Here is a 13,408-nt window from a genome sequence, read left to right as displayed (position 1 = left end):
GGGTCAGGACAGCGCGGCGACGGCCTTGCGGACCTTGTCGGCGATCTCGGTGGGGAGCGGCGCGTAGCCGAGGTCCTTGAGGACGTTCTGGCCCTCCTGGCTCGACAGGTAGGTCAGGAAGGACTTGGTGGCGGGCAGGGTCGCGGCCTTGTTGCCCTTGTCGCAGGCGATCTCGTACGTCACCAGGGTGATCGGGTAGGCGCCCTCGGCCTTGGTGGTGTAGTTGAGCTTGAGCGCCAGGTCGTTGCCCTCGCCGACCTGCTTGGCCTCGGCGATCGCCTTGGAGGCGTTGTCGACGGTGGCCTCGACGGGCTCCTTGGCGCCGGTGTTCAGCTTGACCGTGGGGATCTTGGACGAGGTGGCGTAGGACAGCTCCATGTAGGAGATCGCGCCGCTGGTCTGGCGGACGCCGCTGGTGACGCCGGAGGAGCCGGACGCGGCCTGGCCGCCCTTGCCCGCCCAGGTCTTGGCGGGCTCGTGCTTCCAGGCGTCGGGGGCGGCGCCCTTGAGGTACTTGGTGAAGTTGTCGGTGGTGCCGGAGTCGTCCGAGCGGTGGTACGCCTGGATCTTCAGGTCGGGGAGCTTGGCGTCCGGGTTGAGCTTCTTGATCGCCGCGTCGTTCCAGTTCTTGATCTCGTCGTCGAAGATCTTGGCGAGCGTCGGGGCGTCCAGGACGAGGCTGTCGACGCCGGGGACGTTGTAGCCGACCGCGATCGGGCCGCCGACCATGGGCAGGTTGATCGCCTTGCCGCCCTGGCAGACCTTCTGCGAGGCGGTGATCTCCTCGGGCTTGAGCGCCGAGTCGGAGCCCGCGAAGGCGGTCTGGCCCTGGTTGAACGCCTTGATGCCGGCGCCGGAACCGGTGGGCTGGTAGTTGACCTTGATGTCCTTGCAGGCGGCGGCGTAGTTCTGCACCCACGCGTCGATGGCGTTCTTCTGCGCGGACGAACCCGAGGCGAGCAGCTCGCCCTTGCCCTCGCACTTGATGTTGGCGGCCTTGGTGGAGTTGCCGCCGGACGGGCTGGTCTCGTCGGAGCCGCACGCCGACAGGGCCAGGGCTCCGGAGACGGCGAGAGCGCCAACGGCGAGGGCGCGAACCCGGTTCTTGCGCTGAAGCTTCACGGTCGAGGGTTCCTTCCTGGGGCGCGCCGCTGCTCCGGCGTGCGGGGAGTGGTGAGGGTGCTGTTGGAGGGTGGGCGTCGGCCCGGGCGCTGGGCGGGAGACCCGGCCGCTCGGTCTCGTCGCGTATCCGTTCGACCTGCTGCTTCGTCGTTCCCAGCGGTGCCCTGACGCGCCTGCCTTACGAGGGCCCGGCGCGCTCGGTACGGCTGAAATTAGGCAGATCAGGTGAAGCCGCCGATGGAGGAGGGTGAACGCGAGGTGAACCTCGGCCGTCAGGTGGGTGCGGAACGGAACGACACCGTCACTCTGTTGGATTACCGGCGGGTATGGCAGCATCCGCGCCTGAGGCCGCACGACATTTCCCGGCCGATCCCGCGGGGTCGCGACCTGGGGGTTCTCTCTGCCGTTCCTCGCTCCTCGACGAGCGGTGCGGCGGGGTGGCCGGTGGCGTCACCGGAGTGGCGGCGGGTGCGGACGGAGAGCGACGGAGGTGGCCGGTGGGGAACCAGGGGGCGGAGACGGGCATACGGGCGGGGAGCCCCGGCGGGGACACCCACGAGGCGGCCGGGGCCGGGCCGCGGGCCCGGCGGAGTCCGCGGTGGGTGGCGGCGTGCACGGCGGTGGCGCTGTGCGTGACCGGATTGCTCGCCGGTACGGCGCCGGCGGCGTACGCCGACCCGGGGCCGGGCGGCGGCGTGAGCTCTCCGGGCCCCCGGACGGGGACCGACGCGGATGATGCGCAGGCCCGCGGCGCCAAGGAGCTCGAAGCCGTACGGAAGAAGATCGACGCCCTGTACCGCGCGGCCGAAAAGGCCACCGACGCCTACAACGGCGCCAAGGAACAGGTCGAGCGCCAGCAGAAGGAAATCAGGAAACTCGGCCGCACCATCGACCGCACCCAGCACGAACTCGACGAGCTCAAGCGCCAGATCGGCGTCCTGGCCAGCGCCCAGTACCGCAGCGGCGGCATTCCCGACGAGGCCCGGCTGCTGCTCCACGCCGACCCCGAACGGTTCCTGGACGACGCCGCCCTCATCCACAAGGCCCAGCAGGCGGCCAGGGGACTGCTCGGTCAACTCGACGGCAAGCGCGAGGACTTGGACGCCTACGCCGAAGTCGCCAACGACCGCTACGAACGCCTGGAAGCCCAGCGGGAGAAGAAGGAGAAGGCCCAGCGGGACATCCGCGCCAAGCTCGACGCCGCCAAGGAACTGGAATCCCGCCTCGCCACCGAGGAAAAGGAGCGTCTGAGGAAACTGGAGGAGGAACAGGCGCTGCGGGAACAGCGGAAATGGCTGGATTCCGGTGTCCTGAAGGACATCGGCGGAAAGGCGTCCGACGGCGGAAAGAAGGCCCTCGCCTTCGCCACCGCGCAGATAGGAAAGGACTACGTCTGGGGCGCCGAGGGCCCGGACACCTTCGACTGCTCCGGGCTGACCCTGCGCGCGTGGGAGGCGGGCGGCCGGGCCATCCCGCGCACCTCCCAGGAGCAGTGGCGGCAGCTCCCGCACGTGGACATCGAGGACATGCGCCCCGGCGACCTGATCATCTATTACGACGACGCGAGCCATGTCGCCCTGTACGTGGGCGACGGCGAGATGGTCCACGCGCCGCGCCCCGGCCGCCAGGTGACCCTCGCCGGGGCAGGGTCGATGCCGATTCTCGGGGTGGTCCGGCCGGACGCGTGACGTGTGACGCGCGATGTGTGAGGGGCGAGGGCGGGGCCGGGGCGTGTGGGGTCGCCGGGGCGCGGAGAGTGTGCGCCCGGGCGGCGCGTCGGAGGCGGCGCGTCGGGAGCGGGCCGGGGCGGCGCGGCACTCAGGCCCTCTCACTCAGGTCCTCTCCCGGCCGGATGACGTGCCCCAACGCGCCCCACGTGCCCCGGCTCGCCCCCAGCGTGCACCGGCGCGTCCGACCGGGCGCGAACGGCGCGCACACGGTGGCGAACGCGATGGAGAATTCGGTTGGCCGTACGATCCGGCCCAACGGCAGGACACCGCGTTCCGCTTTCTGAGCAGGGAAAGCGTCCGTGCGGCCGGGGGCCGTGCGGCGCTCGGCGCGGCGACGAGTGACGTGGGTCATACGGAGCACCGATCACCGTTCCGCTTGCCGTCTTCTCCCTGCTCATCGGCCCTGTTCGACGAGGTCCCGGGCGCCGGAGCCGTGCCGTCGGCCATTCCGCAGCGCTCGGGGCCACCGCTAAGGTCCCCTCTCGGTGCCCGGTGGCGCACCCGCACAGCCACCGACGAGCGGGCCGCCACCGGACACGGCGGCGCCCGTTCGGGCGTCACCGCGCCCTCGGGGGAGGGAGGAAGGCAGAGCAATGCCCGTACCCGGACCGCAGCAGCGGACGGCCGTGCTGTCCCATCAGACACGGCCGGTGGATGACGACACCTGTGGGGGAGCGGACGAGGGGGCGCGGATGTCCGCCCAGGAGGCCGTGCCCGAGGGCCCGCGTCCCCCCGCCGCCCAGGACGACCCCGAGCGACCACCCGGCCCGGCCGCCCCGGGCCCCCAAGGGCTGACCCTGCTCCTCATAGGCGAGGACCCGACCAGTCTCGTCCCCGAGATACGGGACGAGGACGGCCGCCGGGTCCGCGTCCGCACGGCCCGCAACCTCACCGAGGCCGAGCGGCTGCTCACCCCCGACGTCCACTGCGTCCTCCTGGACCTGGCTCCCCTGGAACGGGAGGCGCCCGGCCCGGAGGACGAGGCCGGGCCCATACGGAGCACCGAGCCCGCCACCGCCTCCCCGAACGGCGCCACCGAGCCCCCGGGCCCCGGACGGCACGACGGCCTCGACACCCTCCGGGCGCTGCTCCGCCTCGCGCCCGAACACCCCGTCCTCGCCCTGACCACCGGGAAGGACGCCGAGCGCGCCGCCGCGGCGGTCCGCGCGGGCGCGCAGGACCACCTCTTCCACGACGAGCTCGACGGCGCGACGCTCAGCCGGGCCGTGCGGTACGCGGTGCAGCGCAAGCGCGCCGACCTGGCGCACGGCCAGCTCACCGAGTCACGGCTGCACGCCCAGGAGAACGCCCGGCTGGAACGGGGACTGCTGCCCACGCCGCTGCTGAGCGGCTCCGACCTGCGGTTCGCCGCCCGCTACCGCCCCGGCCGGAGCCGGACGCTGCTCGGCGGCGACTTCTACGACACCGTCCGCACCCCGGACGGCACCGTGCACGCGATGATCGGCGACGTCTGCGGCCACGGCCCCGACGAGGCCGCCCTCGGCGTCGAACTGCGCATCGCCTGGCGCGCGCTGACCTTCGCGGGTCTGTGGGGCGAGGACCTGCTGCGCACCCTGCAACAGGTCCTGGAGCACGAACGCGCCGACGAGGAGATCTTCGCGACCCTGTGCACCGTCGACATCGCCCCCGACGGCCGCGAGGCCGGCCTGTGCCTGGCCGGCCACCCCGCCCCGCTGCTCGCCCGCGCCGGCCAGGACCCGCACCTGCTGCCCTACGACGACCCCGGCCCGGCGCTCGGCTGGCTCCCCGACGCCCGCTGGCCGCGCCGCCGCATCGCGCTGGGCGAGTCCTGGAGCCTGATGATGTACACCGACGGCCTGATCGAGGGCCGCGTCGGCGACGGCACCCAGCGCCTCGGCCAGGACGGCATGACCGCGATGATGACCCGCCTGATGTCCGACGGCCTGCGCGGCGAGGACCTCCTGGACACGGCCGTACGCGAGGTCCGCGACCTCAACGGGGGAGAGCTGACGGACGACCTGGCGGTGCTGCTGCTGGATCGGGGGGATGGGCGAGGGTGAGGGGCGGGCGGGCCCGGGTGGGGGCTTCGGTGCCTGGGTGGGTGCCGGTGGGGGCTGATGGGTCCCGGTGGGGGCTGGGGGCGTGGGTGGGGCTTCGGTGCCTGGGTGGGTGCCGGTGGGTCCCGGTGGGGGCTGATGGGTCCCGGTGGGGGCTGGGGGCGCGGCTGGGGCTGCGGTGCCCGGGTGGGGCCCGGTGGTGCGTGGCTGGGGCTTCGGCGCACGGCCGGAGGTTTCGGTACCCGGCTGCGGGCTTCGGCGCCCGGCCATGAGGGGGCGGAGCTCTCACCCCGCCCCTCGTCCTCCCCGTCCCTCGTCCTCCCCGGGCCGTCAGCGAGTACGCGTCCGGGCCCGGGCCCGGGTCCCGCCCGTCACCGTCCCCCGTTGTACGGCCCGTAGGGGCCGTCCGAGCTGGAGCCGCCCCGGCGCGGGCCGCCCCGGCCGCCGGAGACCTGCTTGAGCGCGGGCCGGACGTCGACGGTGTAGACGATCACCGCGATGAGACCGATGATCGGCAGGAAGGACAGCAACGGCATCAGGAACAGCATCGCCGTGGCGACCACCAGGAAGATCAGCCACATGCCCTTGGTCTGCTTGTCGGCGGCCCGGTAGGCGTCGTCGGGCCGCAGGGCCGCGTCGATGAGCATGACGGCGGCGTACACGGCCAGTGCCAGTTGCACCCAGCTCAGCGCGTTCTCGAATCCGAAGATCAGCACGTTGTCCACCACCCGCTGTCCACCACCAGTTCGACTCGGTCCATCGCCGCCCCACCGTACAGCCCGGAGAACGAACCGGGCATGCGTTAACCTCCCGGCCCGTCACCGTGCGGCGGCGTATCGGACGGGCGGCGACCTGTGGGCACCGGGCAGCGCGTCGGGCGGCGCGCCGGGCGCGAGGTGCCCCACGGGTACCCGGCGGCGCGAGGCGCCCACGGGTGCCGGCGGCGCGCCGGACGGAGGTACGTTGCGCCCGCGCGCCGGACGGGGGGACACCCCGCCCGCGCGCCTCGGCACCCGCTCCGGCCTACTTCCCCTCGGGCTTCTCCTCGGCGGACCCCTCCGCCGGCGTGGCGGCCTTGTCCTCCGCCGAGGCGGCCTTCTTCGCCGGGCTCTTGCGCGCCGTGCTGCCGGAGCTCTTCTTCGCGGTCGCCGGCTTCGAGCCGTTCTTCTCCTCGGACTCGGTGCCGGTGCCAGTGCCCGTGGTGCCGGCCGTCTTGTCGGTCTCCGGCTCCGGCTCGATGGCGACGGCCAGCTCCTCGACCTCCTCGGCGACCTCGCCGCGCCAGTTGCGCACCGCGCCCTTGCCGCGCTCGGCCAGCTCCCCGTACGTCTCCTGGGCCTTGACCGCGTACTCGGCGACCCGGCCGACGCCCTGGAGCGCGAGGTCCTGCGCCTGCCGGCTGATGCTCTTGAGGTCGGCGTCCAGGGAGCCCAGCAGTTCGGCCAGCTTGTCCTGCGCCTGCTTGGCCTGCTTGGTGACGAGCTCCTGCACGTCCTTCGGGTCCGTGTTGCGCACCGTCTCGAAGCGCTTGGGCGCCTCCTCCCGGATCTTGCCCACCAGCGCGGGCACCTCTCCGAGCTTCTCGGCGGCCAGGTCGGCGGTGCCCGCCAGGAAGTAGAGGGGGGTCGGGTCGGTCAGCGTCTTGCGGAAGTCATCGGTCAGGGCCATGGCGTATTTCCTCCTGAAATCGGACCCGACCCAGGGCCTGACTCGGCCCCGGTACCGGCCCGGTGGTCGGACGTCGTCTGCTGTCGGTTGCTCAGGTGGCGGATGGGTCGCCGTCGGCCTCGCGGGCGTCCGCGTCGTGCCCGTTCTCCTTGCGGAAAGACGTGTAGATCTGCAGCAGCACCTGCTTCTGCCGCTCGGTCAGCGAGGGGTCGGTCAGGATCGCGGTGTGCACCTCGATCCCGTCCACGGTCCGCCGCTCGTCGAGAATCCCGGCCTGGACGTACAGCGTCTCGGCCGAGATCCGCAGCGCCTTCGCGAGCTGCTGGAGGATCTCCGCGCTCGGCTTCCGCAGCCCCCGTTCGATCTGGCTGAGATACGGGTTGGACACCCCGGCGGCATCCGCGAGCTGCCGCAGGCTCAGCTGCGCGTGCCGCCGCTGCTCCCGCAGGAACTCGCCGAGATTGCCGACGTTGAGTGATGCCATGCCTCGATGGTGCCCCGTCCTGCTAACTATTGCAAGCAAGTGCTTGCGCGAGTTGCGGCGTGTCGGTGGGGGTGGGGGAGGCGGCCGGCGTGTCGTGTCTCGCTGAAGGTGATTTGGTCTCGGTCCGTCCGAACCAGAGGCATCGCCGAAGCCGTGACCACCGCCTTCGCGCCGGTGCCCGCCGTGACGGAGCACAGGACCAGACGAAGGCCGTGGTCACATCCGCCGAACTGCGAAAAGGCCGGTCAGGTTCGAGCCACGTTCGACACCGGACCATAAATGACAAGGGAATGGGTGTTTTTGAGCTTCGGCGGTGCAGTTCCGACGCCACCGGACCACATGCTCAGTCAAGACGCTGATGGGGAGCGCACCCAGGTGCCACCAGCTGACCACACCCAGGAGTCGACCCCCTCCCCGTGCGGTCCGGTGACCCGCAAAGGCCGACCGTCGTCATCCTTGGCGATCGTCTGGGACCGCGTCTTCCCCGAGTTCACGTTGTACTCCAGGGACACCGACCAGTCACACAGCTTCGGAACGTCCAAGAAGGGAGTCAGGACCAAGAAGCCCGGGGACTGAGCACCGCCCAACGAGACCACCTTCTCGAACGGCGCCTCTTCCGGGATGTCCGTCGGGTCCTTCTGCTTGAAGACGAGCGCGGGCACCGACGAGCCGTCGGCGGTGAGGCGGAAGTGCGCGTCGTCCCACACTTCGGTCCCCCCGGTTCCGATCGAGATGCTGGTCTTCACCGGCGACGGCCGACAATCGACCGCCCGTGCCGCCAACTGCGTGACGACTACCGCCTTCTCCTTTTCGCTGGTCAGCTGCAATTTGTACGAATCAGCGTCCATGCCGACACGCCACCCGCCGCGCTTCTTCACGAAGGCCCAGATGGCCTTCCGGTCGTCCCTCAACCCCTTGAGCTCCGTCTGCTCCTCCGGAGTGAGTCGCCGGTCAAGCACCCAGCTCGTCCACGGTTGCTCGTCGCCGAGCCCTGGGTTCATCTTCCAGTCGAACGGCTTCTTCGCGTCCTCGATCACATCCGCGTTGCGGTCGTCGCGCTCGGCGTCTCCCTGCGCGTGCCTGTCCTCCAGCCAGTGCGAGACCTCGAAGCCACCGACGATGCTGACCAAGGCCACCGCGCAGGTGACGGCGATCGCTCTGAAGGCGCGCCGTCGGCCGCGAGCCGGATCCTGTCCCGACAGCTGTTCCAGCACTTCATCGCGCCACGTCGTCGGGGTGGCCGGCGTAGGCGAGGAAGACCCTGACGGAGTGTTCACCGAACCGCTGCCGGAACCGGCAGCACCTGTGTTGGCGTCACTGCCTCCGCTGGGGGCCTGCCCATTTCCCGCCGCAGGATCCGGAGCCGCCGGGTTCGTCATCGTTCCTGCTCCTCGCTGTCACGTCAGCCTGTTACGTGATGGGGCACAGATATTCACTTCACATCACACCTCAACTCCCGTGCAACAGACGGTCGACAGGAATATCCGGGACGCGGAGAATTCGGAGATCATCATCGAGCTGGCCGAGGTGCCAGATCACACCGTGTCCCACGGAAGATGGCCCATCGCCGGGCACGGCCTCGACGTGGTTCGCCGTCGCCGAGACGGGACGGGCGTCGGGCTGGTCCGTTGCCTGCCGAGGCGAGCGGGCCCCGCAGCATCCGACCGGTGGCGTGATCGCGTCCCGCCGATTCGGGCCGGGCTGTCCGCCGTCGTTCAGCCGAGACGTTCGGCAGTGAGCCCAGTCGTTCTTCAGGCTTTCTTGTCAGTGAACCTGGTGGCTCTTCGGTCCGATCTCCTTGATCGTGGCCCGGGTTCCGTCCTGGGTGAACGAGTGGTGGAAGGTGAAGGCGTGCGGCGCGGGGCCGTGGTCGTGGAGGTGTTCCAGCCTGGAAACCCCGTCCTGCCAAGTGGGTATCACGTCGTCGGGGGCCCACCAGAACACGTAACCCGGGTGTCCTGTCCTCTCGAACCAGTCGTAACGCCTGTTCAGCGCGTCACGGTGCATGCCGGTGTAGATGGCGTCGAAGGCGGGGCGCAGGCCTGTCCAGAGCGAGAGGGACGCGGCCAGGGCGGTGGTTTCCACCGTGCGGCCCTTGCCGTACCAGGCCGGTACGGCGAACTCTCCCCACGCGCCCCAGTCCAGGTCGAAGTGCGAGCCCCGGTCGCCGTGTGCCGCTTCAGCGTGCGCGAGGTATCCGGGGTGCTCACTGATCTCCCGGTAGACGGTCTTCCCCGTGTCGTAGAACTCCTGCGTGAGAGGTGCGGGATCGGCGAGAGGCGACTTCAGGACGCCGAATGTGTACAGAGCGAGATGGGGCATGCGTCTCTTCCTGGTAGGAGGTGTCTGGTGCGGACCCGGTGCAATGGCTTGCGCATGAGGGCGGGGATGCGTGGGGCGTGGCCGACTGATCCCGTAGTGGGTGGCTCAGCCCGGAGAAGACCCTGTGCGACCGTGGGCAACCGCCGAGGACGAGGTGAAGGTAGCCGCCTCCGCGGGCCATGTCGAAGTTGCGTTTTCCCTGTCCGAGTGGCCTCTCGTCACGGGTCGCGGACGAATACCGCGAATACGTCGCGCCTGATCGGCCGGTTCGGCACGGCTTGTTGGGGGACGAGCGGTCATTACGGACGGCCTTCTCGTCCACCGGAGGTCGTGATCACCGATGGCCGCTTAGGTGGCATGTGGTGGGGGACAGGCGCCACTTGGTGTAGTGGTCGACGTGGTCGATGAGGTCTTCGTCGCCCCGAGCGGCGCCGAAGCCGTACCGGGTTTCTGCCGTGCTCGTTCCCGCCGTCCGCTCGGCGTTAGCGTGGGCGCATGATCGTATGGATCAACGGCACTCATGGCGCGGGCAAGACGACGACCAGTGTGCTCGTGCAGCAGCTGATCCCGGATTCACGGGTGTTCGACGCCGAGAAGGTCGGCGAGACGCTCATGGACATCAAGCCGGGGCTGCCCTGGACGGGCAACTTCCAGGACTGGCCGCCGTGGCGGCCCCTCGTGGTCGAGACCGCCCGGCACGTCCTCGACTACGCCGGTGGGACTCTGGTGATCCCCATGACCGTACTGGTCGAGCGGTACTGGCGGGAGATCAGCGCGGGGCTCGCCGGCCACGCGATTCCGGTACGCCACTTCGTTCTCCACGCCGATCAGGACACTCTCCGCGGGCGCATCGAGGGGGACACCGTTCTCGGCCCGTCCCCGTTCCGTCTCCAATATCTGGAGCCCTACGCCGAGGCGGCCCGCACGTGGCTGCACGCCGAGGCCGAGGTCGTCGACACCACGCACCTCACGCCCGCCCAGGCCGCCTCGCGGATCGCGGAGGCCGTCAAGGGGTGAGGCCCGCCCGTCACGCCGTCATGCCGTCACGCGAGAACAGGGGCGGGCGGCAACGAGGCGGACGCGATTCCCGGGCCTCGTTACTGACCCACCCGCCCGTCGATGCACTCGCGCAACAGGTCGGCGTGTCCGCAGTGGCGGGCGTACTCCTCGATCCTGTGCACCAGCAGTTCCCGGACGGCTATTCCGTCCTTCCCCAGGCGTTCGCCCAGGTCCGGGTGCTCGGCCAGTGCGGCGTCGGTCGCCGCCTGCTCGCGTTCCAGTGTGGAGTAGGCGGCGTCTACGACGGCCTGGTCGGCGACGGCTCCGTCGAAGTCCGCGTCGCGCTCGCCGTAGACCTTCGGCAGCGGGTCGCCGTCACTGATCCAGTTGCGCCAGTCCCGTTCCACCTCGGCGAGGTGCCGGAGCAGGCCGAGCAGCGACATCGTCGACGGCGGGACCGAACGGCGGGCCAGTTGCTCGGGGGTCAGGTCCTCGCACTTCATCCGCAGGGTCATGCGGTAGTTCGTCAGGAAGTCGCGCAGCGTGGCCAGCTCGCCTTCCGGGCTGACGCCTTCGCTGTCGCGGGGGTCGTCGTCCGGGTCGGCCCACATGTCGGGATAGACGGTCGCGCGGCTCCATCGTGCGGGGTGGTCACTCATGTGTTCCATGCTCGTCCGTGAACACTTAAGCCCGCCAGTGGATTTGCGGCGATCTTCGATCCTGAACGGGGGTGGGCGCGCCCGCCGAAAGTCGCGCCGTCGCCGTCCTCTGTACGCCGACGCCGGACGTCTCCAAACATGACGGCACCTGTCATATATGACAGGGAGGCTCCTTGCGACCGGACCAATCCGGGACGACTGAAGGAGACTGCCGTGCCCATCCCGAACATGTTCATCGTCTACGTTTCCGACGCGCCGACCTCCGCGCGTTTCTACTCGGACCTGTTCGGCATGCGGCCGAGCTTCGAGACGCCCGCCTTCATCGCGTTCGACCTCGCCGGCGGCATTCAGCTGGCGCTGTGGAAGCCCAGGACGGACGGCTTCGCTCCGTCGCGTACCAGCGAGTTGTGCCTGACGCTGGACGGGGGTCCCGAGCAGATCGAGCGCCAGTACCAGGAGTGGACGGGCAAGGGCGTCGAGGTCGTGGAGAAGCCGCACGACGAGGTGTTCGGGCGCACGTTCGTCGTCGCCGACCCCGACGGCAACCTGATCCGGGTGGCACCCGTGGACTGAGGTGCCGTGACGGGTACTCGGCTGAGGTGCGGTGACGGGCGCTCGGCTGAGGCGCCGTGTCCGGTACTCGGCTGAGGTGCCATGACCGGCGCTCGGCTGCGAAAGGCGCTGCGGGTGTGGGAGCCGGGGGCGGTGGAGTGAGGTGAGGTGAGGCCGTGGGGGGTTTTGGCCCCACGGCCTTGGCTGTGGGGGTCTGGAGGGCGGCGTCACCGCGTCCGGCTTGTTGGTTGCCGGGCCTTGTCCGGGCGAGCTTCGGGCCGTTGCCGAGGGGGCCGCGTACGACGTCGGGGTCGGCTGAGTCGGGTGGGGGAGTGAGGCCGGGGGCCCTGGGGGACGGTGGGTGAGGTCGGGCCTCCGGCCTGCCCGGGCCGCCCGGACCGGTCTCCGCCGCAGGTGGGCGTGGAGGATCCGCGGGCGTCCCCCGCAGTCCTGGCCGCGGGGGACGCTGTTCGCGCGGGTAGCGGTTACGCGTCCCAGGTCACCGGGAGGCGGCGCACGCCGTAGATGTTGGACTCGGAGCGGAGGGGTATCTCCTCGGCCGGGACGGCGAGGCGGAGGGTCGGGAAGCGGGTGAAGAGGGCGGGGAAGGCGACGCGCATCTCGACGCGGGCCAGTTGCTGCCCGAGGCACTGGTGGATGCCGTGGCCGAACGCGAGGTGCCCGGTGGCCTTGCGGCTCAGGTCCAGGGCGTCCGGGTCGGGGAATCGGGCGGGGTCGCGGTTGGCGGCCATGAGGGACAGGGTCACGCTTTCGCCCGCCTTGATCAGGTGGCCGTCCAACTCGACGTCCTCCAGCGCCACGCGCACCCCGGTGTGGGCGATGGTGAGGTAGCGCAGCAGCTCCTCGACGGCCTGGTCGGCGATCTCGGGGTCGGAGCGCAGGGCGGCGGCCTGCTCCGGGTTGGTCAGCAGGGCGTAGGTGCCCAGGCTGAGCATGTTGGCGGTGGTGTCGAGGCCCGCGGCCAGCAGGAAGGTGCCGATGCCCGCTAGTTCCTCCTCGGTGAGGTCGGTGGTGGTCAGGTCGCTGAGCAGGTCGTCGGTGGGGTGGGCGCGCTTGGTCACGACCAGGTTCGCGATGAACTCGGTGAGTGCGGCCCAGGCGGCCATGAACTTCTCCATGTTCAGGTCCGGAGCACTCATCACCGAGGTGTGTTGCTGGAAGAGCTCGCGGTCGGCCTGGGAGACACCGAGCAGCTCACAGATCATCAAGGCCGGGATGGGGTGCGCGTACGCCGCCACCAGGTCCACGGGCGAGCCCTGGCGTTCCATGGCGTCGAGGTGGGCGAGGGTGATCTCCTCGACGCGCGTGGTGAGCGCGCGCATCCGGCGGACGGTGAACTTGCCGGCGAGCAACCGCCGGTAGCGGGTGTGGTGCGGCGGGTCGATGGCGGTCAGGTCACCGAGAGGGGCCGGCGGGAGGGGGCCTTCGTGCGTGCCCGGGCCCGGGTAGTGCATCAGCTCCTGGCGGGAACTGAAACGGCGGTCGCCGAGTACGGTCCGGGTCGCGGAGTGACCGGTGACCAGCCAGCCCATGTGCCCGTCCGGATAACGCATCCGGGTGATCGGCCGCTCCTCGCGCAGCTCGCCCAGTTCCCGGGGCGGGTCGAAGGGGCAGCCGGAGGGGCGGGCCGTGGGGAAGGCGGTGACGAGCTCGGAGGCCGGGGCGGCTTCCGGAGCGGTCTCCCGGATGGTTCCCGGGAGGGCCGCGTGGTCGGTTCCCCGGTCGGTGTGGGTGCCGGTTCCTTGCCTGGTGGTTTCGGTGGTGGGCGTCGACGGTTCGGAGTGCATGGTGTCCTCTCGATGCGGTGGTGTC

General features: G+C 70.6%; 12 protein-coding genes. 4 read left to right on the top strand and 8 right to left on the bottom strand.

The window, feature by feature from the left end:
* Positions 1-3: 3 nt before the first annotated feature.
* Positions 4-1,122, bottom strand: a complete 1,119-nt coding sequence (pstS, locus tag ABZX96_RS09380; protein ID WP_355540450.1) for a phosphate ABC transporter substrate-binding protein PstS — start codon at positions 1,120-1,122, stop codon at positions 4-6.
* 602 nt (positions 1,123-1,724) lie between these two features.
* Here pstS and ABZX96_RS09375 point away from each other — a divergent pair.
* Positions 1,725-2,810: an NlpC/P60 family protein gene (locus ABZX96_RS09375; protein ID WP_355540550.1), complete on the top strand. Its 1,086-nt coding sequence runs from the start codon at positions 1,725-1,727 to the stop codon at positions 2,808-2,810.
* 635 nt (positions 2,811-3,445) lie between these two features.
* Positions 3,446-4,894 (top strand): PP2C family protein-serine/threonine phosphatase, encoded by a 1,449-nt coding sequence (locus ABZX96_RS09370; RefSeq protein WP_355540447.1) that lies wholly within the window; start codon positions 3,446-3,448, stop codon positions 4,892-4,894.
* 368 nt (positions 4,895-5,262) lie between these two features.
* Here the strand turns inward: ABZX96_RS09370 and ABZX96_RS09365 are convergent, their stop codons facing one another.
* From ABZX96_RS09365 to ABZX96_RS09345, 5 genes are all read right to left on the bottom strand, one after another.
* Complete coding sequence (locus tag ABZX96_RS09365; RefSeq protein WP_355540547.1) at positions 5,263-5,607, bottom strand: DUF2516 family protein; 345 nt, start codon at positions 5,605-5,607, stop codon at positions 5,263-5,265.
* A gap of 307 nt (positions 5,608-5,914) precedes the next feature.
* Positions 5,915-6,559 carry a hypothetical protein gene (locus ABZX96_RS09360; protein WP_355540444.1) on the bottom strand — a complete coding sequence of 215 codons (645 nt, stop codon included), beginning with the start codon at positions 6,557-6,559 and terminating at the stop codon, positions 5,915-5,917.
* 91 nt (positions 6,560-6,650) lie between these two features.
* Positions 6,651-7,043 carry a helix-turn-helix transcriptional regulator gene (locus ABZX96_RS09355; protein WP_355540441.1) on the bottom strand — a complete coding sequence of 131 codons (393 nt, stop codon included), beginning with the start codon at positions 7,041-7,043 and terminating at the stop codon, positions 6,651-6,653.
* Between the two features lie 347 nt (positions 7,044-7,390).
* Positions 7,391-8,422 (bottom strand): hypothetical protein, encoded by a 1,032-nt coding sequence (locus ABZX96_RS09350; RefSeq protein ID WP_355540438.1) that lies wholly within the window; start codon positions 8,420-8,422, stop codon positions 7,391-7,393.
* Positions 8,423-8,807: 385 nt separating this feature from the next.
* Complete coding sequence (locus tag ABZX96_RS09345; RefSeq protein ID WP_355540434.1) at positions 8,808-9,365, bottom strand: DUF3291 domain-containing protein; 558 nt, start codon at positions 9,363-9,365, stop codon at positions 8,808-8,810.
* Positions 9,366-9,860: 495 nt separating this feature from the next.
* Between ABZX96_RS09345 and ABZX96_RS09340 the strand changes: the two genes are divergently transcribed.
* Positions 9,861-10,382: an ATP-binding protein gene (locus ABZX96_RS09340; RefSeq protein ID WP_355540431.1), complete on the top strand. Its 522-nt coding sequence runs from the start codon at positions 9,861-9,863 to the stop codon at positions 10,380-10,382.
* Between the two features lie 80 nt (positions 10,383-10,462).
* Here the strand turns inward: ABZX96_RS09340 and ABZX96_RS09335 are convergent, their stop codons facing one another.
* Entirely contained in the window at positions 10,463-11,023 is a 561-nt protein-coding gene (locus tag ABZX96_RS09335) for a DinB family protein (protein WP_355540429.1), read from the bottom strand.
* Between the two features lie 213 nt (positions 11,024-11,236).
* Between ABZX96_RS09335 and ABZX96_RS09330 the strand changes: the two genes are divergently transcribed.
* On the top strand, positions 11,237-11,596 hold the full coding sequence (locus ABZX96_RS09330) for a VOC family protein (RefSeq protein ID WP_355540426.1): 360 nt from the start codon (positions 11,237-11,239) through the stop codon (positions 11,594-11,596).
* A gap of 464 nt (positions 11,597-12,060) precedes the next feature.
* Here ABZX96_RS09330 and ABZX96_RS09325 read toward each other — a convergent pair whose 3' ends face one another.
* Positions 12,061-13,383 carry a cytochrome P450 gene (locus ABZX96_RS09325; RefSeq protein WP_355540423.1) on the bottom strand — a complete coding sequence of 441 codons (1,323 nt, stop codon included), beginning with the start codon at positions 13,381-13,383 and terminating at the stop codon, positions 12,061-12,063.
* Positions 13,384-13,408: the final 25 nt, after the last annotated feature.

The sequence above is a fragment of the Streptomyces sp. NPDC003077 genome, from assembly GCF_040611095.1.
Classification (GTDB): Bacteria; Actinomycetota; Actinomycetes; order Streptomycetales; family Streptomycetaceae; genus Streptomyces.
The sequence above is the reverse complement of the archived record's forward strand: the minus strand, read 5'-3'. Positions and strand labels throughout refer to the sequence as shown.

What these genes read in the sequence shown, in the direction of transcription:
- ABZX96_RS09370 (WP_355540447.1), top strand. Translation starts at nt 3,446, where the DNA reads ATGCCCGTACCCGGACCGCAGCAGCGGACGGCCGTGCTGTCCCATCAG.
- ABZX96_RS09340 (WP_355540431.1), top strand. Translation starts at nt 9,861, where the DNA reads ATGATCGTATGGATCAACGGCACTCATGGCGCGGGCAAGACGACGACC.
- ABZX96_RS09345 (WP_355540434.1), bottom strand. Translation starts at nt 9,365, where the DNA reads ATGCCCCATCTCGCTCTGTACACATTCGGCGTCCTGAAGTCGCCTCTC.
- ABZX96_RS09325 (WP_355540423.1), bottom strand. Translation starts at nt 13,383, where the DNA reads ATGCACTCCGAACCGTCGACGCCCACCACCGAAACCACCAGGCAAGGA.
- ABZX96_RS09360 (WP_355540444.1), bottom strand. Translation starts at nt 6,559, where the DNA reads ATGGCCCTGACCGATGACTTCCGCAAGACGCTGACCGACCCGACCCCC.
- ABZX96_RS09335 (WP_355540429.1), bottom strand. Translation starts at nt 11,023, where the DNA reads ATGAGTGACCACCCCGCACGATGGAGCCGCGCGACCGTCTATCCCGAC.
- ABZX96_RS09350 (WP_355540438.1), bottom strand. Translation starts at nt 8,422, where the DNA reads ATGACGAACCCGGCGGCTCCGGATCCTGCGGCGGGAAATGGGCAGGCC.
- ABZX96_RS09355 (WP_355540441.1), bottom strand. Translation starts at nt 7,043, where the DNA reads ATGGCATCACTCAACGTCGGCAATCTCGGCGAGTTCCTGCGGGAGCAG.